Origin of the sequence: Pseudomonas sp. BIGb0164 (assembly GCF_024810135.1) — a bacterium.
Lineage (GTDB): Bacteria > Pseudomonadota > Gammaproteobacteria > Pseudomonadales > Pseudomonadaceae > Aquipseudomonas.
Genome location: NZ_JANUEA010000014.1, coordinates 1 through 21,673, shown reverse-complemented (window position 1 = coordinate 21,673; position 21,673 = coordinate 1). Strand labels below are relative to the sequence as shown.

General features: G+C 62.6%; 24 protein-coding genes and 1 riboswitch. Of the genes, 7 read left to right on the top strand and 17 right to left on the bottom strand.

Annotation, left to right across the window (positions count from 1 at the left end; translation table 11 throughout):
- Positions 1 to 18 precede the first annotated feature (18 nt).
- Entirely contained in the window at positions 19 to 906 is an 888-nt protein-coding gene (locus M2394_RS29445) for an EamA family transporter (RefSeq protein WP_259175670.1), read from the top strand.
- Between the two features lie 85 nt (positions 907 to 991).
- Complete coding sequence (locus M2394_RS29440; RefSeq protein WP_259175667.1) at positions 992 to 1,393, top strand: RidA family protein; 402 nt, start codon at positions 992 to 994, stop codon at positions 1,391 to 1,393.
- Here the strand turns inward: M2394_RS29440 and M2394_RS29435 are convergent.
- The 3 genes from M2394_RS29435 to M2394_RS29425 all read right to left on the bottom strand — a co-directional run bounded on the left by M2394_RS29435 (position 1,383) and on the right by M2394_RS29425 (position 3,065).
- Positions 1,383 to 2,279 (bottom strand): LysR family transcriptional regulator, encoded by an 897-nt coding sequence (locus tag M2394_RS29435; protein ID WP_259175666.1) that lies wholly within the window; start codon positions 2,277 to 2,279, stop codon positions 1,383 to 1,385. The two genes, M2394_RS29440 and M2394_RS29435, sit on opposite strands and share 11 nt — an antisense overlap.
- A gap of 122 nt (positions 2,280 to 2,401) precedes the next feature.
- Entirely contained in the window at positions 2,402 to 2,707 is a 306-nt protein-coding gene (locus M2394_RS29430; protein ID WP_178919720.1) for an XRE family transcriptional regulator, read from the bottom strand.
- A complete protein-coding gene (locus M2394_RS29425; RefSeq protein ID WP_178919719.1) occupies positions 2,700 to 3,065 on the bottom strand; it encodes a type II toxin-antitoxin system RelE/ParE family toxin in 366 nt (121 codons plus the stop codon). The genes M2394_RS29430 and M2394_RS29425 overlap by 8 nt, the downstream gene beginning before the upstream one ends.
- A gap of 451 nt (positions 3,066 to 3,516) precedes the next feature.
- Between M2394_RS29425 and M2394_RS29420 the strand changes: the two genes are divergently transcribed.
- Positions 3,517 to 5,325 (top strand): monovalent cation:proton antiporter-2 (CPA2) family protein, encoded by a 1,809-nt coding sequence (locus M2394_RS29420; RefSeq protein WP_178919718.1) that lies wholly within the window; start codon positions 3,517 to 3,519, stop codon positions 5,323 to 5,325.
- Between the two features lie 72 nt (positions 5,326 to 5,397).
- Positions 5,398 to 5,967: a hypothetical protein gene (locus tag M2394_RS29415; protein ID WP_178919717.1), complete on the top strand. Its 570-nt coding sequence runs from the start codon at positions 5,398 to 5,400 to the stop codon at positions 5,965 to 5,967.
- 129 nt (positions 5,968 to 6,096) lie between these two features.
- On the opposite strand, the gene M2394_RS29410 is transcribed toward M2394_RS29415, so the two are convergent.
- The 3 genes from M2394_RS29410 to M2394_RS29400 are packed head-to-tail and all read right to left on the bottom strand — an operon-like array spanning position 6,097 to position 8,183.
- Positions 6,097 to 6,816, bottom strand: a complete 720-nt coding sequence (locus M2394_RS29410; protein WP_259175665.1) for an alpha/beta hydrolase — start codon at positions 6,814 to 6,816, stop codon at positions 6,097 to 6,099.
- Between the two features lie 11 nt (positions 6,817 to 6,827).
- Positions 6,828 to 7,583 carry a precorrin-6A synthase (deacetylating) gene (gene cobF / locus M2394_RS29405; protein ID WP_178919715.1) on the bottom strand — a complete coding sequence of 252 codons (756 nt, stop codon included), beginning with the start codon at positions 7,581 to 7,583 and terminating at the stop codon, positions 6,828 to 6,830.
- A gap of 45 nt (positions 7,584 to 7,628) precedes the next feature.
- The gene (locus M2394_RS29400; RefSeq protein ID WP_259175664.1) at positions 7,629 to 8,183 is read right to left on the bottom strand and encodes a histidine phosphatase family protein; all 555 of its coding nucleotides are present in this window, start codon (positions 8,181 to 8,183) and stop codon (positions 7,629 to 7,631) included.
- A 36-nt stretch (positions 8,184 to 8,219) separates the two neighbouring features.
- Positions 8,220 to 8,351, top strand: a riboswitch (cobalamin riboswitch).
- Positions 8,352 to 8,382: 31 nt separating this feature from the next.
- Here M2394_RS29400 and M2394_RS29395 point away from each other — a divergent pair.
- Complete coding sequence (locus M2394_RS29395) at positions 8,383 to 8,595, top strand: CbtB-domain containing protein (protein WP_065905961.1); 213 nt, start codon at positions 8,383 to 8,385, stop codon at positions 8,593 to 8,595.
- Between the two features lie 19 nt (positions 8,596 to 8,614).
- A complete protein-coding gene (locus M2394_RS29390) occupies positions 8,615 to 9,343 on the top strand; it encodes a CbtA family protein (protein WP_259175662.1) in 729 nt (242 codons plus the stop codon).
- 1 nt (position 9,344) lies between these two features.
- Here the strand turns inward: M2394_RS29390 and M2394_RS29385 are convergent, their stop codons facing one another.
- On the bottom strand, positions 9,345 to 9,884 hold the full coding sequence (locus tag M2394_RS29385; RefSeq protein ID WP_178919712.1) for a DUF4865 family protein: 540 nt from the start codon (positions 9,882 to 9,884) through the stop codon (positions 9,345 to 9,347).
- Positions 9,885 to 9,977: 93 nt separating this feature from the next.
- Here M2394_RS29385 and M2394_RS29380 point away from each other — a divergent pair, with 93 nt between their 5' ends.
- A complete protein-coding gene (locus tag M2394_RS29380; protein WP_259175661.1) occupies positions 9,978 to 10,844 on the top strand; it encodes a LysR family transcriptional regulator in 867 nt (288 codons plus the stop codon).
- Positions 10,845 to 11,235: 391 nt separating this feature from the next.
- Here M2394_RS29380 and M2394_RS29375 read toward each other — a convergent pair whose 3' ends face one another.
- From M2394_RS29375 to M2394_RS29330, 10 genes are all read right to left on the bottom strand, one after another.
- On the bottom strand, positions 11,236 to 12,213 hold the full coding sequence (locus M2394_RS29375) for a LysR family transcriptional regulator (RefSeq protein ID WP_259175660.1): 978 nt from the start codon (positions 12,211 to 12,213) through the stop codon (positions 11,236 to 11,238).
- A gap of 52 nt (positions 12,214 to 12,265) precedes the next feature.
- Complete coding sequence (locus M2394_RS29370; RefSeq protein ID WP_259175659.1) at positions 12,266 to 13,207, bottom strand: peptidylprolyl isomerase; 942 nt, start codon at positions 13,205 to 13,207, stop codon at positions 12,266 to 12,268.
- The gene (locus tag M2394_RS29365) at positions 13,204 to 13,683 is read right to left on the bottom strand and encodes a YbjN domain-containing protein (protein WP_176999480.1); all 480 of its coding nucleotides are present in this window, start codon (positions 13,681 to 13,683) and stop codon (positions 13,204 to 13,206) included. The genes M2394_RS29370 and M2394_RS29365 overlap by 4 nt, the downstream gene beginning before the upstream one ends.
- A 20-nt stretch (positions 13,684 to 13,703) precedes the next feature.
- Positions 13,704 to 14,330, bottom strand: a complete 627-nt coding sequence (locus M2394_RS29360) for a DNA repair protein (protein WP_176999481.1) — start codon at positions 14,328 to 14,330, stop codon at positions 13,704 to 13,706.
- Positions 14,331 to 14,348: 18 nt separating this feature from the next.
- Positions 14,349 to 16,049 (bottom strand): putative porin, encoded by a 1,701-nt coding sequence (locus M2394_RS29355; protein ID WP_259175658.1) that lies wholly within the window; start codon positions 16,047 to 16,049, stop codon positions 14,349 to 14,351.
- Positions 16,050 to 16,091: 42 nt separating this feature from the next.
- Positions 16,092 to 16,796 carry an energy transducer TonB gene (locus M2394_RS29350; RefSeq protein WP_259175656.1) on the bottom strand — a complete coding sequence of 235 codons (705 nt, stop codon included), beginning with the start codon at positions 16,794 to 16,796 and terminating at the stop codon, positions 16,092 to 16,094.
- 3 nt (positions 16,797 to 16,799) lie between these two features.
- Positions 16,800 to 17,225 (bottom strand): biopolymer transporter ExbD, encoded by a 426-nt coding sequence (locus tag M2394_RS29345; RefSeq protein WP_259175654.1) that lies wholly within the window; start codon positions 17,223 to 17,225, stop codon positions 16,800 to 16,802.
- 11 nt (positions 17,226 to 17,236) lie between these two features.
- Positions 17,237 to 19,036: a DUF2341 domain-containing protein gene (locus M2394_RS29340; RefSeq protein WP_259175653.1), complete on the bottom strand. Its 1,800-nt coding sequence runs from the start codon at positions 19,034 to 19,036 to the stop codon at positions 17,237 to 17,239.
- Between the two features lie 24 nt (positions 19,037 to 19,060).
- Positions 19,061 to 20,647, bottom strand: coding sequence for a ShlB/FhaC/HecB family hemolysin secretion/activation protein (locus M2394_RS29335; RefSeq protein ID WP_259175652.1), 1,587 nt, complete (start codon positions 20,645 to 20,647; stop codon positions 19,061 to 19,063).
- Positions 20,648 to 20,709: 62 nt separating this feature from the next.
- Positions 20,710 to 21,303 carry a transposase gene (locus M2394_RS29330; protein WP_259175731.1) on the bottom strand — a complete coding sequence of 198 codons (594 nt, stop codon included), beginning with the start codon at positions 21,301 to 21,303 and terminating at the stop codon, positions 20,710 to 20,712.
- Between the last annotated feature and the right edge of the window lie 370 nt (positions 21,304 to 21,673).

The window sequence follows — 21,673 nt, the reverse complement described above, 5'->3', positions numbered from 1 at the left end:
CTGCCCCAAGGATTTCCCATGCACAAGAAACACCTCGCTCTGGCCGTACTCGTCACGCTGATCTGGGGCTTGAACTTTCCCATCACAACACTGGGCCTGCGCTCGATCGACCCCTTTGTGCTCACGGGCATCCGCTTTGCCCTCGCCGCCTTGCCCCTGGTGTTCTTCATCAAGCGCCCCCGCGTCAACTTCGGCTATGTCGCCGCCTACGGCGTGATCTTCGGCCTGGGCATGTGGGGCGTGATCAATTACGGCATCCAGGTCGGCGTCAGCCCGGGCATTGCTTCGCTGATCATTCAGCTCAGCGTGTTTTTCACCCTGGGCTGGGGCTGCGTGTTGTTCAACGAAAAAATTCGCGGCACCCAGTGGGTGGGCGCCCTGCTCGCGCTGATTGGACTGGGCGGCATCATCGCCACACAGCAGGGTGAGCATGCGGTGCTGGGGGTCATGATGATCGTGTTCAGCGCCCTCGCCTGGAGCGTGGGCAACGTGATCATCAAGCAATCGGGGGTCAAGGAGATCTTCTCGTTCATGGTGTGGGCCAGCCTGTTTCCGCCGATCCCGCTGGGGCTCATGGCCTGGTGGCTGCACGGCAGCGCGTCGTTCGCCCAGGTGCAGGCCAGCCTTGACCTGACCGCCGTGCTGTCGATCCTGTTCCAGGTGTACCTGGCCACGCACGTGGCCTACTGGGGCTGGAATTCGCTGCTCAAGGCCTACCCGGTGTCCACCGTAGCGCCGCTGTCGCTGCTGATTCCCGTGTTCGGCATCGCCAGTTCCGTGTTGATCCTCGGCGAACAGGTCAGCACCGTCGAGTGGATCGCCATCGCTATCATCATCACCGGCCTGGGCGTCGGCCTTTACCGCAAGCCGGCTCCGCGCGTGGCGCCCGATTGTGCACACCGATAGACAGTCATGGCAGAAAACCGGGATTTTTCCGCTGCTGCGTGTTCACTAGGATTCACCGGGTTTTCCATTGACTCGAGGTCACCCCATGAGCACGCCCGAATTCTTTGTCACCCCAGGTTATGGCGATTACATGCGCGAGCACCTGCACTATTCCCAGGCGGTGAAAGTCGGCAATCGCATTGAAACCTCAGGCCAGGGAGGCTGGGACGATGAGTTCCAGATCCCCACCGACCTGGCCGAAGAAATCGCCCAGGCCTTCCACAACCTGGAGCGAACCCTCGCCAGCGCAGGCGCCGGTTGGGAGCATGTGATTCACGTCAACTCCTACCACGTCGGCGGCTTCCCGCCCGAAGTCAACGAGGCAATGGTCAAGCAGTACCGCCGCTACATGCCAAACCATGCGCCCATCTGGACCCAGGTCGGCGTCGACGCCTTGGGGCTGCCGACCATGCGCGTGGAGATCCGGGTGACGGCCATTATTCCTTGACGCCGAAGGTGCGGATCACCCACTCGGTAAACACCTTGAGCCGCGCGCTCTGATGACGATTGGGCGGGTAAAGGATGTGCAGCGGCGTGGCCGGGCGTGACCAGTCCGGCAACACGCTGATCAGTTGGCCCGCATCGATGTAGTACTGCACGATCGATGTGAAATGTTGCCCGACGCCCAGCCCGGCAAGCAGCATTTCCTTGAGCCCGTTGCCTTCGTTGGTCGAGAACGCGCAATCGCCCACTTCAATGTGCTGCTCACCCTTCTCGAAGATCAGGGGTTCAGGCTTGCCGGAACCTGCAAAAAAATACCCTGCCCGCAGGTGGTTCTGCTCCAGGTCCTGGGGCGAAATCGGCAGGCCACGGCGCTGCAGATAGCTGGGCGCGGCGCAGGTCAGGTATTCCAGGTCGGCCACCTTGCGCCCGATCATCCCCATGTCCTCCAGCTTGCCGGCCCGGATCACACAGTCGGCCCCCTCCCCGACGATGTTCACCGCTCGGTCACTGATCCCCAGGGCAACCGTGATATCGGGGTACTCGCGATGAAAATCCACCAGCGCCGGAATCAACAGGCAATTGGCAAACGACGCCGGCGCATCCACCCGCAGATGCCCACGGGGCGTGAGGACCTGTCCACGGGCCAGGCTGTCCACCTCATCCAGCTCGGCCACCAGCCGCCGTGCATGCCCGTAGTACTCCAGCCCTTCGGCGGTGGGTGCCAAGGTGCGGGTGGTGCGGTGCATCAGCTTGATGCCCAGGTGTTGTTCCAGGTCGGTGATCAGCTTGCTGACCGTGGAACGTGGCAGCGCCAACTGGTCGGACGCCCGGCTGAAAGAGCCGGTGTCGACGACACGGACGAAGGCACGCATGGCGAGAAGTTGGTTCACGGGGCGATTCCGCGGGTGGGGAGTGACGGCTATTGTCCACCAAGCTGCACAATACCGACAGAACGCCAGGCAACAAAAAGCCCGGCACTCAGGCCGGGCTCCTGCCCATCACGGTTGCGCCTCTAGCAGGCGAAGTTGTCGATCCTGACCTGGCCATCCGGAAACGTTGCGATAATTTCCAGCTCCCCTCCCATCGCGCGGATGTAATCACGCAAGGTGCTGATGTACATGTCAGTGCGACGCTCCATCTTGGAGACTGCCGCCTGGTTGATGTTCAGCGCTTTGGCCAGGCTCTCCTGGCTCAACTGCTGCGCCTTGCGCAGTTCATGCAACGGCATTTCCTTCAGGTGCTGACGCAGTATTTGCTCGGCATCGGCGCGCGCCTCAGGCGTCATGCACGCTTGAAGGTCAGCGAATTTTTTAGCCATGGTTACGGCCCTCTTTACGCAATGTTTCCAAATGCACGTCATACAGCTTTTCTGCCATGGGAACGTGCACGTCGTACCAACGGTGCTGTGCAGTTTTATCGCCGCCAATCAACAGAACGGCACACCGCCTGGAATCGAATGCATACAACACCCGAAAAGGCCGACCTGCATGCTGTACGCGCAACTCGCGCAAGTTGCCATGTCGAGTGCCCTTGATATCGCTGCTATGGGGAAAACGCAGGCCCGGCCCAAAAAGCCCAAGCAGGTCAACGCTGGCAGATACCGACGATTGCTCCCGTGCATCAAGACCGCCCCACCAGTCTCCGAATTCATCCGTGTATTCAATGTCCCAGACCATGCAAATATGCCACCCAAGGAATATAAACTCAAGGGCATAACTTTAGGATCACGGCGGCCTCTGTCGCCACCCAGGTTCCTAGGCAAATTGTTTGTACATTCTTCAGCACGCACCTGCTTCCGCAATCCCGGTGCTTGTAGGGTTCATTGAATAGGATTCAAAAAATTCCAAAAAAAAACCGCCCTTCCGGGCGGCTTAAGGAACTCGGCTTTGATCAGAAACCGAGGTAGAAATTGACAGTGACAACGACAGATCCTGTGTGCCAAAACGGTAGTCGACCCTCGAAAACGTCATTGAATTAAATGGTATTAATACTTTCGTAAATGCCCAGCAGAAATGGGATTCCACCCCACACCCATCGCTGCACGCGGCAAAAATACAATTTTTCGAAATGTAAAAAGCGCTCTAATAGCCCCTGTTTTGATCCGCTTCAACGATCCTGGAGTTCGCAATGCCCCATGAAGGCAACCTGTTACAAGCAGCCGTGGTGTTCCTGCTCGCCGCCGTGCTGACCGTGCCCCTGGCCAAACGCCTGCAGCTGGGCGCGGTGCTGGGCTATCTGTTCGCCGGTGTGATCATCGGCCCGTCGGTGCTGGGCCTGGTGGGCAACCCGCAAAGTGTCGCGCAGTTCTCCGAGCTGGGCGTGGTGTTGCTGCTGTTCATCATCGGCCTGGAGCTGTCGCCCAAGCGGTTATGGGTGATGCGCAAGGCGGTGTTTGGCGTCGGCCTGGCCCAGGTGCTGCTCACCGGCCTGGTGATGGGCGTGGTGGCGCTGTGGCTGTTTGGCCAATCGTGGAACAGTGCCATCGTGCTCGGCCTGGGCCTGGCACTGTCGTCCACCGCGTTTGGCCTGCAAAGCCTGGCCGAGCGCAAAGAACTCAACCAGCCCCACGGCCGCCTGGCCTTCGCAATCCTGCTGTTCCAGGACATCGCCGCCATCCCCTTGATCGCCATGGTGCCGCTGCTGGCCGGCAGTGATCACCCCACCACAGAGGCCCAAGGCTTGCAGCATGTGCTGCAGATTCTCGGCAGCATCGCGGTGGTGATCATCGGCGGGCGCTACCTGTTGCGGCCGGTGTTTCGCATCGTGGCCAAGACCGGCCTGCGTGAAGTGTCCACCGCCACCGCGCTGCTGGTGGTGATCGGCACCGCCTGGCTGATGGAACTGGTGGGTGTGTCCATGGCCCTGGGCGCGTTCCTCGCCGGCCTGCTGCTGGCAGACTCTGAATACCGCCACGAGCTGGAATCCCAGATAGAACCGTTCAAGGGCCTGCTGCTGGGGCTGTTCTTCATCAGCGTGGGCATGGGCGCCAACCTCAGCCTGCTGCTCAGTGCGCCGCTGGTGGTGATCGGCCTGACCCTGTTGCTGATCGGCCTGAAGCTGCCCCTGCTGTACGCCGTGGGCCGGCTGGTGGGCGACCTCAACCGCGAAAGCGCGCTGCGCCTAGGCGTAGTGCTGGCGGCGGGCGGTGAGTTTGCCTTCGTGGTGTTCAAGATCGGCCGCGACCAGGGCCTGTTCGACCCTCACCTGTACGACGTGCTGGTGCTGACCATCACCCTGTCCATGGCGGTGACGCCACTGCTGTTGCTGGTGTGCCCCAAGCTGTTCAAGCCCAAGGCCAAGCCGGTGGAAGTGCCCGAGGAATACCGCACCATCGAAAGCGATGCGCCCCGCGTGGTGATCGCCGGCATGGGTCGCATGGGCCAGATCGTCGCGCGAATTCTGCGTGCGCAAAACATCTCGTTCATCGCCCTGGACACCTCGGTGGAAACCATCGAGCTGACCCGCAGTTTCGGCGGCATGCCGGTGTTCTATGGCGACCCGCAACGCCCTGAGATCCTGCATGCGGCCAAGGTCGACCAGGCGGAATTCTTCGTGATCGCCATGGACGACCCGGAGATCAACATCAAGACGGCGGAGCTGGTGCGCAACCTCTACCCGCACATGAAGATCATCGCCCGCGCCCGCAACCGCCAGCACGTTCACCGCCTGGTGGACCTGGACGCATCACCGGTGCGCGAAACCTTCTACTCCAGCCTGGAAATGAGCCGCCGTACCCTGGTCGGCCTCGGCTTGACCCAGGCCCAGGCCGATGCGCGCATCACCCGCTTCAAGAATCACGATCTGCAAGTGCTGGCTGCCCAGCACGCGGTGTACGACGATGCGGCCAAGGTGATGCAAACCGCCCAGGAAGCCCGGGCGGAACTGGCGCGGCTGTTTGAGATGGACCGGCTTGAGGAGGAGTCCGATAAGGTGTGAGGCGGCAGATGAACGATATTGCGAAATTTCTGACAGAATACGCCGCAATTTCGTTCATCTCTGGAGCGCTACATGGCCACCCTCACCAAGACCGCCGCCCTGCTGGCCCTCGCGCTCAGTGCAAGCGTTGCCTTCGCGGCCAGCAAACCCGCACCACAGAAAGCCGACACGCAAACCATCTCGACCTTGGGCGGCAAGTTCACCTTCAAGCTGCCCAAGGCGTATGTGGCCGACACGCTGCCTACCGGCAAGGCCGAAGACGGCACTGCTGACACCCAGGGCACGCTGTACGCCAACCAGACCACCAAAAGCGTGGTGATCGTCGCCGAAACCGCGCGTAAAGATGGGGTCACCATCCAGGACAACGACACCCAGTTCCTCGATGGCGCCGTGGCCGGGTTTATCAAGGACCAAAGTGCCGCCCTGCCCGACTTCAAGAAACAAGGCGAAAAGAAGCTGACCTTCAAGGGGCTGGGCCTGCGCCAGGTCGACAGCACCGCCACCCAGGGCGGCGGCAAGACGCTGAACTCCACGTTCCTCGGCGGTTCGGGGAATCACCTGCTGGTGATCCAGGCCATTTCCCGTGGGGATGATGTGAAGGGGCATGCGGAGTTGGTGAAGCAGATTACCGGCGGTAAATAACCCCGCTACGTACAACACAAATCGAATGTGGGAGCGGGCTTGCTCGCGAATGCGGTGTACCCGTCACAGATAGGTTGACTGATCCAGCGCATTCGCGAGCAAGCCCGCTCCCACATTTTTTGACCGCGTTTATTTCAGGCTTTTTTCCAGCCAGGCTTTCAAATCCTGCACTTCGGCTTCACTCACGGTATGCGGCATGCCCGGGTAACCGTGAAACTCCGGCTTCAACCCCAACCCCGTCAACACTTCGTTCGCCCGCGTGGCCGACGCATAGGGCAGCGCCTGGTCCAGCGTGCCGTGCCCGATGAAGATCGCCAGCGCTCCCAACGCGTCATTCGGTTTCAGCTCGGCCTTGAGCACTGGCAGCACACTGCCACTGAGCGCCGCGATCCCGCGTACCCGCTCCGGCTGACGCAAGCCCACCTCGTAGGACATGATCGCGCCCTGGCTGAAGCCCACCAGGAATACCCGATCGGGCCGGGTGTGGTACTTGGCCGTGGCCTTGCCGATAAAGTCTTCGATCAATTTTGCACTGCGCTGCAGGTCGGCCGTTTCGCCGTTGTACTCAGCTTCACCCTGGGTCTTGGTAAACCAGCGATAACCCTGGGGGTCTACTGGCATGGGTGCCCGTGCCGAAAGGTAAGTCCAAGTGGACGGCAGCGAATCCTTGATGCCAAACAGGTCTTCCTCGTTGCTGCCAAACCCGTGCAGGAAAATCACCAACGGCTGGTTGCGTGCGTCACTCTGGGTCTGTTCCAGGTACGCCAACGGCAAGTCGGTGTGCAGCGAATCGTCAGCATGAGCAGCACCGACCACCAGGGCCAGCGCCAGGGCATACAGTTTGAGCATGGGACGTTACCTCAGGGTTTGCGCAACAAATAGGTGTCCATGATCCAGCCGTTGGCCAGGCGCGCGGCCTTGCGCACCCGTTGAATCTCTTCTGCCACATCAGCCACCTTGCCGCTGATCAGGATCTCGTCCGGCGTGCCCAGGTAGGCGCCCCAATAAATATCCAGGTCCTGATCGGCCACGGTACGGTAGGAATCTTCGGCGTCGAGCATTACCACCAGGGTGTCGGCGTCGCTGGCCTGCCCTGCTGCCAAGCGGCGCCCGGTGGTGATCTCGACGGACTTGCCAATGCGGTTCAGCGGCACTTTGTGCTGCGCTGCCAGGGCCTGCACGCTGGTGATGCCGGGGATCACTTCGAATTCAAAGGTGCAACGGCCACTGGCCAGGATCGCCTGCAGGATCCGAATGGTGCTGTCGTACAGCGCCGGGTCGCCCCAAGCCAGGAATGCGCCCACTTCGCCGTCGGCCATTTCCTCATTGATCATGCGTTCGAAGGTCTGCTGCTTGTCGCGGTTCAGGTCCTGCACGGCGGTGGTGTAGTCGATATCACCGCGCACACGCTCGGGGCAGTCGGCCTCGACAAAGCGGTAGCCGGGCTCGGTGATGTAGGTCTCGCAGATCTCGCGGCGCAGGTCGATCAACTTGTCCTTGCTCTGGCCCTTGTCCATCAGGAAGAACACGTCGGTGCGGTTGAGCGCCTTCACGGCCTGCATCGTGATGTAGTCAGGGTTGCCGGCGCCAATGCCGATGATCAGGATGCGTTTCATGGGTTGCTCTCATTGCGGGGCGTGGATTTTGCCATGTTCGCGGGCTCAGGCGTGAGTTTCCAGGCGCAGGCGCCACACGCGGTTGAAACGCAGCTCGGTGCATGACAGCGGCTCGACGTCGACCCGGTAGAACATCGACAGCGGCAACTGCAGCACGTGCAACAACGCGGCACGGATCACAAAGGGATGGGTAACGGCCACGACATGCCCCGGTTGGCTTTCCAGGGATGTCATCCACTGTCCAACCCGCAGGCAGATCTGGTCCACCGACTCGCCACCGTGGGGCGCGCTGGCGCTGTCGGTGAGCCAGGCACTCATGGCTTCATCGTCCAGTTGGTCGATGGCCTGGCCTTTCCAGTGGCCAAAATCGCCGTCGCGCAAGGCGACTTCTACCTGTGCGTTGTCACCGAACAAGCCAGCGGTCTGCCGGGCCCTGGCTTCCGGCCCGCAGATCAGGCGGTGTTTTTTCGGGTAGCGACCGGCCTGGGATAGCGCCTCACGCTGCCAGTCCAGCACGACAGATTCGTCATCGGGAAACCGCCCCTGCTTCTGCGCCCGCGTGGCGGCATGGCAGATCAGGCTTAAACGGGTGGTCTGCATCACAAATTCACTCTGTTTCGGCGCGCAGTCAGCGTAGACTGGCAAAGTTGTTTCAACATGTTACAACGAACATGAAACAGGAAGCCGGTTCGAAGCCGGCGCGGTCGCGCCACTGTATTCGGCCCCACAGCCGTAAGCCAGACCCTGTTTCAGCTCCCTATGCTTTCCATTTCGGGACGCGTCATCCCTGGAGGTTTTCATGGCTAATACCGCTGCAACCCACCCTGATGTCTATGTGCCAACGATTCCCCTGGGCGAAATCCTCCCTTGGGCGATCTTCGGCGGCCTGCTGTTGATGCTGGCGATCTACTTCGTCGGCGCCGAGCAAGGTGCCACAGCGGTTTTCAAGGGCATGTACGTGCACGAATTCGTCCACGACGGTCGCCATCTGCTGGGCTTTCCCTGCCATTAATCAACAAGAGAGACAGGACATGACAGGGCAATTACTCGTTCGCGGGATGCTGGTGGGCCTGCTCGCCGGCGTATTGGCATTCGGCTTCGCCAAGACCTTTGGTGAGCCACAGATCGACAAGGCCATCGCCTTTGAAGACCAGATGGCACAGATGCACGGCGATGCGCCGGAAGAAGAACTGGTGAGCCGCGACGTGCAAAGCACCTTCGGCCTGTTCACCGGTGTGGTGGTGTATAGCGTTTCCCTGGGCGGGATTTTCTCCCTGGTGTTTGCTTACGCCCTGGGCCGCATCGGCAAGGTCGGCCCCCGTGGCCTGGCGGCACTGCTGGCGTTGGCGGCGTTTGCCACCCTCATCCTGGTGCCCGGCCTGAAATACCCGGCCAACCCGCCATCCGTGGGTGACCCGGAGACCATCGCCCAGCGCACCCAGCTGTTCTTCCTGATGCTGCTGGTGTCGGTAGCGGCCGCGGTGATCGCGATCAACGCCGCACGCAAGCTGATTGCCCGCCGTGGCGTGTGGGCCGGGGTAATCCTGGGCGTTGCGCTGTACATCGTGATCGTGTCGGTGGCCGGCAGCCTGTTCCCGGTGATCAATGAAGTGCCGGAGCAATTCTCGGCCGTGCTGCTGTGGAAATTCCGCGTCGCGTCCCTGGGCATCCAGCTGGTGCTGTGGACCACCCTGGGCCTGGTGTTCGGTGCGGTGGCCGAGCGCTTCTTGAGCCAGCCACGCGCACGCTTGAACTCCTGAGCTAGATTCCGGGATGGGCCAGGTAGAACACCTGATAGCCCGTCCCGGGATGCGTCACATCCAGTGCCTTGGCCGACAAGGTGATGCGCACCAAACGCCAGGCTTGCACATCCAGCGCCAGGAACACCGCGAAGGTGTCACGGCTGTCCGCCACTTGCAGGTTGCGCACTTTCTCTTCAGCCAGTATCGCGGCCCGATCCGCCCCCGGCGCCAGTGGCCACTCTTCCCGATACAAACTCAACGCCGCCTGCGCCGGCCCACGTTGCACATCCAGCGGCAGCCAGCTTTCGATATGCGGGCGGCCGAAACTGTCGAGCACTTTCTGGAAGCGTGACCCCAGCAAAAAGTCGGCGGCCTGCAACGGGTCGGACCACAGGTACACCGACGCATACACGTTGCCGCCCTGCTCCTGAGCGATAAACGCCTTGAACAGCAGCCCCTCGGCGTTATCCCACAATGGCCCCAATTGCGCGGCACGCCGGCGAATCACGCCCATGTCGTAGTCGGCGGGCAAACGGTGCGAATACTGTTTGGCGAACATACAAAAACTCCTGTGCAAGATGAGGTTCCAGCTTGCGCAGCGGCGATGATTTCAACAAGATATGAGCCGATATATGTGCGATAAGGAACCGATATGGCTGACGCACCCAAACCCCTGGATATCGACACCGTGCAAGCGTTCGTGCTGGTGGCCGACTTCACCAGTTTCACCCGCGCCGCCGAGGCGCTGGACACCTCCCAGGCCGCCATCAGCCTCAAGCTCAAGCGCCTGGAGGAACGCCTCGGTTATCGCCTGCTGGAACGCACGCCCCGGCATGTGCGGCTGTCGCCCCAGGGCGAGCAATTCATCGTCGCCGCCCGCGCCCTGCTCAACGCCCACGAGCGCGCCTTGGGCGACATGGCCGCCCAAGTGCAACGACGTCTGGTGATCGGCATCAGCGACCACGTGGCCGGGCCCGACCTGCCGCTGTGGCTCAGCCGCCTGGCGGCCTACGACCCGTTGGTGATCCTCGAAGTGCGCATCGCCTCGTCCCGCGACCTGGTGGCCGCGTTCGACCGCAACGAACTGGACGCCGTGATCGTGCGCAACGAAGGCGACCGCCAAGACGGCGAAGTCCTGGCCGTGGAACGCTTCGGCTGGTTCGCCGCCCCCACTTGGCAACACCCGCCAGGCACGCCACTGCGCATGGCGACCATGGCCGCACCGTGCGGGGTTCGCCACCTGGCCACCCGCGCCCTGGACGAAGCCCACATCGACTGGACCGAGGTCTTCGTCGGCGGCGGCGTAATGGCCGTGGGCGCCGCCGTGAGCGCCGGCCTCGGCGTCGCCGCCCTCGCCCATCGCGTAGCCCCACCCGGCGCGGTGGACGTGAGTGCGCAATTTGGACTGCCCGCATTGCCCGTCAGTGAAGTGGTGCTCTTCAGCCGGATCAGCGATGCACGTTCGCGGGAAACCTTGCGCGCGCTGAGTGCAACCTTTCGGGGGGTTCTACAACGCTGAACCCGCCACCCGGTTTGGCACATGCCTGATTCACCGAGGCGCCTGCATCGCCGGCAAGCCGGCTCCTACAGATCCACACCACTAAGGTCGGCTACTAGGCCGCCGTGCTCTTGCTTTTGCTTTTGATCTTGGGCGCCCCATCAAACACGCTGGCCGAACGCAGGCTTGAATCCGTGGGTAACCCGGCAGGACGCCGGGTTAGCCGCCCCGCGCCATGGATGGCGCGGGGCGGCGGCCCACGGATTCAAGCCGGAGTGAGGGCATGCCGAGCCTAGGCGAGGCACCGAGTGTTGGGGCAAGAGCCTTTTGGTTACTTTTGGGCTCTTTCCAAAAGTGACCCGCCGTAAGGGCGGAACCAATATCAGCCGTCACCCCAGCAACGGATATGTACTCAATCAAACCACTCCCGCCGCCCCTCAAACGTCCCCACAATCAACTCCACCACCCTCCTCACCGCATCAGCATCCTGCACCCGCGCATTCACCGCCAACCACACCTGCCGCTGCATACTCTCAGCCAGCAACCCCGGCAACGCCACCAACCCCCGGTCAAAACTGCTCATGTAATGCGGCAACAACCCAATGCATGCCCCACAGCGAATCATCTCCAACATCAACGAATACGCCTGCACCTGCACCACCGCCGCCAGCCGCTGCTCCACCACCGCGTTCCAGGGTTGCAACGCCTCCACCTGCACATCGGGCTGCCACTGCACCAGCATGTAATCGTCCAGGTCCTCGACACTGTCCGGCCGCGTGGTCAACCGTGAATAACGCTTGGCGATATGCGGCAGATAATGCAACCGCGCCAACGCCCGAGGCGGCTGCGTCGGAAAACTCGGCCCCGGCAACGGCCCGTCGGCATCCGACAGCCAAAGCACCACATCCGCATCCACCGCCTGCAGGGACAACTGGCTGTCGAGGGAAATGATCTCCAACCGCACACTGGCATTGCGGCGCAACAAGGCGATCAGGTCGCGCCCAAGAATGTCATGCAGGATCGGCTCGGCCACCGCCAGGCGAATCAGCGGTTGCTCCACCACTGGCAAGCGCCGCTCATGGGCCAGCGCCACCAGGTGCGCTTGCAACTGCTGACCGTCACGGCTGAGCACCAGCCCATTCCCCTGGTAAGTGAACAACGAGTGGTGCAGCTGTTCCTCCAGCTGCGCCAAGCGCTTGCGCAGCAGTGTCGCCTTGATATTCAAGCTGCGCGCCGCCTGCATGAAACAACCACAGCGCGCGCTCACCAGGAAATAGCGCGCCACCTCCGGTTCGATCTCGCCGGCCTGGGCCAGCCAGGCGCTGCGCGGCGCCATCGGCTCACGATAGGGTGCAGCCCCCTGGGGGGCAGACGGTTCTAGAAATGCCATGGGAGACTCCCTGTCTTGTAGGTCTTGTGCATCCAATGCGTGTTGGCGTGTGCTACTCCAGCACCTTGTTCAACTCAGCACCGTCGATGCTCAAGGTGGCGGTATTGAGCATGCCTTCCAGATAGGCCTTGGCGATCTGCTCCTGGCGCTGGGCGCGCAGGGCCTGGGTCAAGCGTTCGCGCAGTTCGTCCAGGGTGGCGGTGCGTGCCGGTTGCTGGCCGATCAGCTTGAGCACGTGGAAACCGGCCGGGCTTTGCACCACCTCCGACACGGCCCCCACCTTGAGGCGCGACACCGCGTCGCGGACCTGGGGCACCAGTTGCTGCAACGGTTGCATACCTGAGTCGCCACCGCGCTGGGCGGTGTCCGGGTCTTGGGAATATTGCGTGGCCAGGGCGGCGAACTCACTCGGTGCGGCCTGGGCCCTGCGGCTCAGTTCCTGTGCCTGACGGCGCACGGCGTCGGCGCCTTGTGGGTCGTTGACCGCCAGGAAGATCTGGCTCACCCGGTACATCGGCGGCGTCACCCACTGGGCCTTGCCGCTGTCGTAGGCCTGTTGCAACTCGGCGGCGCTGGGGTAGTCGGCTGGCACCTGGCTGACCGACAGCATGTAGTCACGGAACACGATCTGCTCGGTGGCGGCGCGGGTCTGCTGCTCCACCTCCGGGCGCTGGCGCCAGCCTTGGGCGTCAGCCTGTTCGAGCACGGCCTTTTGCGCCAAGCGCGACCGGATCCAGGTTTCCAGCGCACCGCGATTGCCGCGCAGTTGTTCGCGGGACTCGGCGGGCAAACTCGCCAGCACGCTTTTCAGCTCGGGCAGGTCGATCTGCTGGTTGCCCAGGCGCGCCACGGCCGGGCCGTCTTGCAGCGGCTTACCGGCCGGCGTCGGTTGCTGCGCAGCCACGGGGTCGTTGCCCGGGCGCAAACCCAGGCCCACCGCGACCACCAGCAACGCCAGGGCACCGGCGCTGACCATCAGGGTTGGCTTTTTCACAGGACTGGCGCCTCTTCACCCTCAGGGGCAGTAGCGGCCTGGGCCTGCAATTGGGCGGCCTGCTGGCTGTACTCGCGCAGGTAGACAATGAACTCCTGCAACAGGCGGTCCCACAGTTCCAACTGGCTGCGCAAGTGGGTAGCGCCGACACCGGCCACCACCACGTCCATTTCCATCAGCAGGAATTCACCCTGCAACGACAGCCGTGCAAAACGGCGCGAAGCGTTCCACACCTGGGCCAGGCCTTCGGGCAACTCACCCTGCACGCGCAGCGCGCAGCTGTAGGTGAAGTCCACGTAGTTGCCCGGCTCTACCGCCGCGTTGCCAAAGCGCACGGCAAAGCCGATGCCCTGACTGGCACTGAGCAGTTGTACAATACCGTTCTGTTCGGTCTGGTTGACCCGGTAGCCGGCTTCCTGCAGCAGCTCGGTGAGGCTCTGTGGGGTCACGCTGGTGATCAGTTGAACGTCGCTCATCGTAGTCTCTTCCTTGTCGATCAATGATTAAGGGCGGTGTGCGGCGCATCGAAGCGGTTCTGGTAAAGCTCGTCGCCAAACCCCTGGGCCAGTTCCTCGAACTTGACCCGCGCGCTGCTGGCGAAGGGTTGGCGGATGCTCATCACTTCGGCCACGTCGATTTTTTCGTAGGCCGCGAGCAACTGCCGGGCCACGCCGTACATCTGTTGATTCTTGACTGAACATTGCTGCACTTGTGTGTCACGTTCGGTCAGTTGCGCCTGCAAGCGGGCGCGCTCGGTTTCCTTGCCCTTGGCCAGCACCAGCAACTCGTCGTAGGCCTTCTTGAACTTGCCGATCTGCTCATTGCTCGCCGCCACCTGGGCCTGCGCCTGGCTGTGCAGGTTCTGTTGCTGGCCGGCCAGTTGTTCGGCTACGCCACGGGCTTTTTCCAGCTCGGCGGTCAGTTGCTTGATCTGCGCCTGGGCCTGCTTGGCCTGGTTTTCGGCGGCAATACGCGCCGCGCTGGCCTGGGCCTGTTCGCTCTGCAGCGCCTGCAATTGCTGGGTGGTGCTGCGCAGTTGCGTACGCAGGCGCTCTTCCATGCCTTCCGCCGAGGCCGCCGTGGCGACGAACAGCAACAGCAGCCCGCCAATTCGCATGTTCATGTGGCATCTCCCTGCGCATCAGAAGCGCGTGTTGAGTTCCAGTTGCATCACATCCACTTCGAACGGCGCGCCATACACTTCGGACGCGCTCAACCAACGCGCACTGGCGTAGATGTTCTTGTCGATGCCGTAGTTGCCGCCAATGAAGTAGCCTTTGGCGTTGGTGCCGCCCAGGTGGAAGGACGAGTCGTTGAAGCCGTCGGGCAAGGCGTCAGGCTGGATGTATTTGTAGCCGGCCAATACGTTCCAGTCGCCGCGCTTGCGCATCTCCAGCGCACTGCCGAGGGTAAACTGCACCATCAGCGCATTGCCGCCACTTTCAAACTGGCCCTTGCTGTTGATGTTGTTGACGATCTCGCCTTCGCTGCGCTTGAGCATCTCGCCCTTGTCGTAGGCCAGGTTGTGGATGAAGTTGCCCTGGGTGCGCAGTTTGAAGTCGCTCGGCAGCTCGGCATCCCACGCCAGGTTCAGGTCCAGCACATCGAACTTGGAAGCCAGGCCCACGTACTGCGGCTGTGGGGTCAGCCCAGGTGTGGCCGGGTTGGGCGAGATATTGCGCAGCAGGAACACACTGTTGCCCTTCTGCATGAAGGCCAGGCGTGAACCATCGGAGTCGCAGCCCGGCGCCCCGGCCCAGGGCGCACACGGGCTGGAGCGCTGACCTTCGATATCGTCGAAGTGGTAGTAGGCCACCGCCCCCTTCAGGCTGTTGTCGCGGTTGATCTTCCAGTTGGCACCGATCTGCCCGCCGAACAGCCATTTGGTGTCGCTGTCTTCCTTGTCGAAACCGTTGCTGCTGGCCGCGTCGGAGGTGTACTCCACCGGGAACACACCCAAGGTGCCGAACAGCCCCCATTGGTTGTTCAGGGCGTGGTTGAAATTGGCAGCGATACCGTCGAAGTTCAGGTCACCCGAATACATCATGTCGGTGGAGTAGAACGGGTTGGCGAAACGGCCGGCCGTGAGGGTCACGTCCTGTGTGGCCTTCCAGCTCAGGTAGCCCTGGTCGAGCCAGATGTCCTTCTTGCCAAAGCCGCCGCCCAGGGTCTGGGTGGTGGACACCGGGTTGTTGTCCGAGCCGGTGCCGATGCGGATACCCGCGGTCCATTCCGGCGAGATCACGGCTTTCATACCCAGGCGCGCACGCAGGCGAAACAGGTTTTCCCGGTCCTTGGTGGTGTTGAGCAGCGGCGGCAACTTGGTGTTGGTGTCTTTGTTGACGTCGTACGGCCCGCTTTCATTGAGCTTGGCATAATCGACCAGCTCATTGCTGTTGTTGCCCGAGAAGTAGCGCGACTCATCCCGCAGGCGGATGTCGCCGTCGAACGTCACACGCGACACCCAGTCAGGAAAGGTATTGGGCTGGGCCCAGTTTTCATTCTTGGCGGTGGCCATGACTTCGGCCTTCACCTGGTCGCGGATCTGATCACGCACCGCTTGCGGCACGTACTGCACCCGCACATCCCCAGGTGCCGCCACAGGGCCGCTGGCAACCACCGGCGCGGCGTTGGCCTGGCGCGCCTGCTGGGCTTCTTTTTCGGCCTGGGCAATCAGCCCATTGGCGGTGTCCTGGGTCAACACACCCTGCTGCACCAGCAGGCGGATCAGGTTGATGGTGACGTTTTCCGAGGGGGCGACCGGCGCTGCTGTCGCCTGGCCGACCAGGGTCGCGATGACCATGCCAACCGCCAGGGTCAGTCGATTCACGGGGGAAATCATGTGTACGCAACTCCTGTAAAAAACCGTAGAAAGAGGGTTCGATCAATCCGGACGCCGGCCCTTGAGGGACAAGCGCATGGGCAGCGTCAGCGACGCCGGCGGCTTCTGTGTGGCGCGCGGTGCCTGCACCAGCGCGAGCATCTGGGCGTCGGTCTCGCTATCACCACTGGACTTGGCCACCACCGCCCGCGTGACCTGGCCATCCGCGCCCAGCCACAGGTCGATCTGTATGGCGAAGGCCTTCTTGCGCAGCTCCGGGTCCTCGCGCATCAGGCGCTGGTAAGTGCCCGCCAGGTACTGCTTGTAAGTGCCGGTGCCCAACCCGCCGCCGCCACTGCCCGCCATGCCGCCGCCCTTGCCGGCGCCGATGTTGAAACCATCGTTGCCGGACTGCGCATCGCCATCGATCTGCATCGGGTTGGCCAAGTCCTCGGCCGGTGAAGGCGGTGCCTCTTCGGCGGGCTTGACCTCTTCGGGTTCGGGGCTGGGCACCGGTTCCGGCACCTTTTCTTCCACCTGGGGCTCGGGCTCCTTGGGTTTTTCCGGCGGCGGTGGCGGCGGTGGCGGCAACGGGATAATCGTCGGCACCTTGGGTGCTTCGCGGCGCACGCCACTCATGTCATTGGCCCACTGCCACAAGAACCAGGCAGCCACGGCGCCCAGCAGCAGGCCGGCGCCCCATTTCAACGGGCGCAATGGCGGTTTCTTCTTCACCGCCAGGGGCGCGATCGGGATCTGTGCGGTCATGACTCAGCCCTGGCTCGGTTTGCCGGTGACCAGCCCGACCTGGGACAGCTCCAGCCGTCGCAGCAAATCGAGCACTTCGATCACCTTCTGGTACTGCACCAACGCGTCGCCGCGCACGATCACCGGGAAGTCCGGGTTCAGCGCTTTCTCGATGCGCAGGCGCTCTTCCAGCTCACCGAGGGTCACCGGGTAGGCATCGAGGAACACCTGGCCGCCGTCGTTGACGGAGATCGCCTTGGTCTTGGCCTCCGACAACGACACCGAGGCGCTGGCCTTGGGCAAGTGGATCTGGATGCCCGAGACCTGGGCGGTGGCGGTGAGGATGAACATCACCAGCACCACCATCAGCACGTCCACCAGGGGTGTGATGTTGATGCTGTCGACGGCGGCATCTTCGTCATCGTCGTGGGAGGCGTTTACGGAAGCCATGGCGATTCTCCTCAGGCCGGCACGCTGGCGTGGTGCTCGCGGCGATGGGCCGCTTCACTGGACTGGCTTTCGCCGTGCATTTCCGCCAGGCGGGTGATGAACTCGTCGACGAACACGCGCATGTCGGCGCTGACTTCCTTGTTGCGCGTGATCAGGCGGTTGTAGCCAAACAGCGCCGGGATCGCGACGAACAGGCCCATGGCCGTGGCCAACAAGGCCGCCGCCATACCCGGGGCGATGGCGTTGATGTTCACGTCACCGGCCATGGCCGTGCCGAGGAACACCACCATGATCCCCAGCACGGTGCCGAGCAGGCCGATATACGGGCCGCCGGCGATGGCGTTGGACAAGGTCGAGAGCTTGGCGCTGAGGGCCTGGTTTTCACGGGTGCGCACGCCGTCCATGGAGCAGCGGATTGCTTCGATGGTGGCGGCCGACACCGACGAGGTGTCGGCACCCTGGGCGCGGCGGGTGCGGATCTCCTTGACCGCCACGCGGTACAGGCGCCACAGCGAAGAGTGGGTCAGGCGCTCAGCCAGCACTTCATCGTCGTAGTACATTTCCAGGCGGGTACCGATCTGTGCGAAGTGCTCGCGGAACACTTCGTTGGCACTGCTGACGCGGCTGACCATGCGGTTTTTGCGCAGCATGATGAACCACGACTGCACCATCATCGCCACCAGCACCAGGATGATCACCCAGGCATCCACCGGCACGGCATTGAGCAGGAAACCCAGGCTGCCGAAGCCAAAGCCCGACTGTTCTTCATCCACCCCGTAGGCCACCAGTTTCGACTCGGCGCCCTGGGCACTCGCGTCAGCCAGCAGCAGCGTGGCCGGGCGGGCCACCTTGGACAGACGCAACTCATCAATGGCGCCGGCAAACGGCAGGTGGCCACTGGCGGCGTCCGGCAAGTCGGCGCCAATGGCCAACTGCGTGTTGAACGCCGGCAACGCGACCGCCAGGCTCGCGGTTTCGCGACCATTGACGTACAGCGCGATTTTTTGGCCCTCGGCGGTGAACGCCAGGTGCTGCCATTGGCCCGGGTTCAGCGGTTGGGTCGACACCGCACGCTGGCCATCGATGTCCACGAACGGCATGCCCTGGTTCAGGCCGAGCAACAGGCTGTGGCCGCCGTCACGTCGGGCGAACACCACTTGCTCGCCGCTGGCCTGGTCCAGACGCAGCCAGGCGCTGAAGGTGAATGCGCCACCAGCCGCCTGTTGCAGCGACGGGCTGGCGGGCAACATCAGCGGCTGGCCACTGAGTTGCAGGGCGCGGCCGATCACGCCATCGATGCTCGCACCGGTGGCGTTCAGCGCGGTATTGGCATAGGCCGTGGTGTCCCGGGCCGGTGTGCCGTTGGCACCGTCAAAGTGAAACAGTGCGGTGTAGTTCGGATCGAAGGTCAGTTGGCCGTTGGCGGTCGCCGCAGCCTTCTGGTTGCCGTAGTACATCCACAGGTCCTGGCGCTGGCCACCTTCGACCTTGGGCACATCGACCCAGATCAGCGCCATGCCCATCAGCGGGTCGAAGCTTTCGATCTGGTGGTTGAACACGGTCTTGTCATCGGCACTGACAAAGCGCAGATCGGCGCCGTCGTCCTTGACCCCGTCAAAGGAAAAGTTGCCGGTGTGCAGGCGCACCAGCAACGCAGTGCGGCCCAGGGCCTGGTTGATCGCCGCGCCTTGGGCGGTGGTGTCGACCGAAATCTGTTTGCGGTAATGCCAGTCGTCCTGCCACCAGGCATGGGCGGTGGCCGGGAGCGTGAAGCCCAGGCAGATCAACAGGCTCAGGAATAGGCGTTGCATGGGTGAAGTCTCCGGAAGAAAAAGTCAGAAAGTCGCCTGCACACTGAAGTGCAGTCGCGAGTCCTGTTTCTGGGTGTTCGGTCCATCGAGCAGCGGGTAGCCCCAGTCCAGGCTGCCGGACAACCATTTGCTCAAACTGGCGCGGGTGCCCAGGCCGACACTGGCCAGGCTGTATTCGTCTTCTTGCTCGGGCAGCGGGTCGTGCAGGCGCAGGCGTGCGCCTTCGGCGAACGCATAGAAACGCCACTCCTGCACGTAGCTGCCCAGGTACTTGGCCAGGGACGGCGTGCGCAGTTCCTGGGAGAGCAAATAGCCCTCGTCACCGGTGCGCTCCGCCGCCAGGTAGCCGCGCACCGAGGTGGCACCGCCGGCGGAGTACTGCTCGTTGGAGACCAGCGGCCCCGAGGCCAGCTGGAACGCCGCCTTGGTTGCCGATTGCCAATCGTTGGTGAAGGTGTAGGTGTAATTCAGGTCGCCCTTGAGCACCGCAAAACTGGCGCTGGCCTTGTAGCGTTTGTAGTCGAACTCTTCGGCGTCGCTGCCGTAGCCAAAGAACGCGCGCGTGCCCACCACCAGGCTCAAGCCAAGGCCCAACTGGGATTGCTCGGTGTAGCGATAGCCGTTGTAGCCGAGGGTGAACGGCGCGTATTTGAGCGGCACCTGGTCGCTGCTGGAGCCGAACTTCATTTCTTCGTCGAAGTCCTTGAAGTCCACGCCGAAGGAGAACGAGTTGGCCCAGGCGCCCGCCGCCGGCAGGTTGTAGATCGCCGATACGCCGTAGGAATGGCCCTTGCCCAACACGTTGCTGCCGCCGATGGTGGCGATGTTGCTGTCGGACTGGTAGCCGGAAAACTGCAAGGTCCAGCGCTCATTCAGCGGCGCGCTGTAGGAACCCGACCAGACCTTGGCATTGCTGCTGTCCTCGGGCGCCGTGAAGTAGGTCAGGGAAATGCTGTGGCCCAGTTGCCACAAGTTGTCGTACCCCAGGGTGGCGACCGAGCGCAGCTTCTCGGTGTCGGCGCTGTAGTCGTTGTTCAGGCCGAGGCTGGCGTGCCAGGGGTTCTGGTCCTCCACCTGCAGGTCCACGTCCATGGTGCCGGGGCGCGCGCCTTCACGCACCAGCGGCGTGACCTGGCGCCCCACCCCCCGGTTGAGACCGGCCAACTGATTTTGCACCGTGGCAAAATCCGGCACGGCGCCCTCCTCCAGCGCCGGCACCTGCTCGCGGATCTCCACCGGCGAATAGTGCTTGGCACCGACCACACGGACGCGGCCGATTTTGGTTTCGCTGACCTGCAAATAGACGATGCCGTCATCGACCTTCTGCTCGGGCAACTCGACGAATACCGACTGGTAACCCCGCGCCTGATAGATCTTCTGCAACGCATCGCGGGCGCCTTCGATATCGTCGAGGGTCTTTTGCGGACCGAGGAACGGGTACACCGCTTCCTCAATGGTCGCCGCGTCGAGCACGGTATTGCCGCGCACGAAGTACTCGTTGACGTCCACCCGGCGTGCCGGCGCGTCCCCGGCCTCTTCGGCCAGCACCGATTGGGCCAAGGCCCCCAGCGTCAGGCACAGCGCCAGCGTTGACTTGAACAGATGCTCCACACCGCCCCCTGGTTTTCTGAAAAAGTTGTATGCCTTCGCCGATTGCACGGCGTTCGGCCTGCTCAATTGCTGCTGGTCGAAAGATGGCTGTGCCGGGCCAGCCAGGTGTGCAACAGGGCGAAGTTCAACGAGAACTCCGGCATGTGCAGCAAGGCGCCACAGAACACTTCACCGATGATTTTCTGGATGAGTTGTACCGCCTGCGGGTTGTTCAACAGCGTGGCGATATCCCGCTGCAGGGTCTGGATGCCCCATACACGCTGGTTCAGGTCGAGGCCGACGAACCAGCGAAACAGCAGGTTGTAGTTGAGCTGTTCGTGCAGCTGTTGTTCGCTGGGCACCGAATACAGCAGTTGCAGCAGGAGGATGTGCACCACGGTGTGCGGCGCGATGGACATGCCAGGATCGGCCTGGAGCAGGTCGCGATGGTTGTCGAGTACCTCGTCGATCTGCGGGCGCAACAGCACCAGTGAGTGCCCGGAGGGGATGTAGCTGGACACTTCCTTCAAGGCGCCCTGCCAGTCGTCCTGGGAGACGATCCACACCCACGGCGCGCCGTAGCGGTATACCGAAACCGGCTTCTTGCGCGCGGCTTCGACGATCTTCGACAGGCGCTGATCGAGCTCCTGCATGCCTACTTTCGAATAACGTTCCATAGTTCCCATTTGCCCCACTCCTGGCGTCCTGCTGACGGCTTGGGAGACGACTTTTGATCGTATCCAGCGCGTTACACAGGAGAGACGGGAGGGGGTGGGAGCTACCGAACTTTTGTCATGAAAGCTTCATTTTGGATTGAGTGGGGGGCAATTTTTTGGGGGGCTTGGGGTGGGGGGTATATCCGTTATTTGGGTGATGGCTGAGTAGGGTTCCGCCCTTACGGCGGGTCACTTTGGAAAAGAGCCCCAAAGTAACCAAAGGGCTCTTGCCCCAACACTCGGCACCTCGCCTAGGCTCGGTGTGCCCGAACGAAGGCTTGAATCCGTGGGCCGCCGTCATGGGCCATCCCTGGCCCAGGACGGCTAACCC

Coding starts and splice junctions, on each gene's coding strand:
- M2394_RS29445 (WP_259175670.1), top strand. CDS start 19: ATGCACAAGAAACACCTCGCTCTGGCCGTACTCGTCACGCTGATCTGG.
- M2394_RS29440 (WP_259175667.1), top strand. CDS start 992: ATGAGCACGCCCGAATTCTTTGTCACCCCAGGTTATGGCGATTACATG.
- M2394_RS29430 (WP_178919720.1), bottom strand. CDS start 2,707: ATGGCTAAAAAATTCGCTGACCTTCAAGCGTGCATGACGCCTGAGGCG.
- M2394_RS29425 (WP_178919719.1), bottom strand. CDS start 3,065: ATGGTCTGGGACATTGAATACACGGATGAATTCGGAGACTGGTGGGGC.
- M2394_RS29420 (WP_178919718.1), top strand. CDS start 3,517: ATGCCCCATGAAGGCAACCTGTTACAAGCAGCCGTGGTGTTCCTGCTC.
- M2394_RS29415 (WP_178919717.1), top strand. CDS start 5,398: ATGGCCACCCTCACCAAGACCGCCGCCCTGCTGGCCCTCGCGCTCAGT.
- M2394_RS29410 (WP_259175665.1), bottom strand. CDS start 6,816: ATGCTCAAACTGTATGCCCTGGCGCTGGCCCTGGTGGTCGGTGCTGCT.
- cobF (WP_178919715.1), bottom strand. CDS start 7,583: ATGAAACGCATCCTGATCATCGGCATTGGCGCCGGCAACCCTGACTAC.
- M2394_RS29400 (WP_259175664.1), bottom strand. CDS start 8,183: ATGCAGACCACCCGTTTAAGCCTGATCTGCCATGCCGCCACGCGGGCG.
- M2394_RS29395 (WP_065905961.1), top strand. CDS start 8,383: ATGGCTAATACCGCTGCAACCCACCCTGATGTCTATGTGCCAACGATT.
- M2394_RS29390 (WP_259175662.1), top strand. CDS start 8,615: ATGACAGGGCAATTACTCGTTCGCGGGATGCTGGTGGGCCTGCTCGCC.
- M2394_RS29385 (WP_178919712.1), bottom strand. CDS start 9,884: ATGTTCGCCAAACAGTATTCGCACCGTTTGCCCGCCGACTACGACATG.
- M2394_RS29380 (WP_259175661.1), top strand. CDS start 9,978: ATGGCTGACGCACCCAAACCCCTGGATATCGACACCGTGCAAGCGTTC.
- M2394_RS29375 (WP_259175660.1), bottom strand. CDS start 12,213: ATGGCATTTCTAGAACCGTCTGCCCCCCAGGGGGCTGCACCCTATCGT.
- M2394_RS29365 (WP_176999480.1), bottom strand. CDS start 13,683: ATGAGCGACGTTCAACTGATCACCAGCGTGACCCCACAGAGCCTCACC.
- M2394_RS29360 (WP_176999481.1), bottom strand. CDS start 14,330: ATGAACATGCGAATTGGCGGGCTGCTGTTGCTGTTCGTCGCCACGGCG.
- M2394_RS29355 (WP_259175658.1), bottom strand. CDS start 16,049: ATGATTTCCCCCGTGAATCGACTGACCCTGGCGGTTGGCATGGTCATC.
- M2394_RS29350 (WP_259175656.1), bottom strand. CDS start 16,796: ATGACCGCACAGATCCCGATCGCGCCCCTGGCGGTGAAGAAGAAACCG.
- M2394_RS29345 (WP_259175654.1), bottom strand. CDS start 17,225: ATGGCTTCCGTAAACGCCTCCCACGACGATGACGAAGATGCCGCCGTC.
- M2394_RS29340 (WP_259175653.1), bottom strand. CDS start 19,036: ATGCAACGCCTATTCCTGAGCCTGTTGATCTGCCTGGGCTTCACGCTC.
- M2394_RS29330 (WP_259175731.1), bottom strand. CDS start 21,303: ATGGAACGTTATTCGAAAGTAGGCATGCAGGAGCTCGATCAGCGCCTG.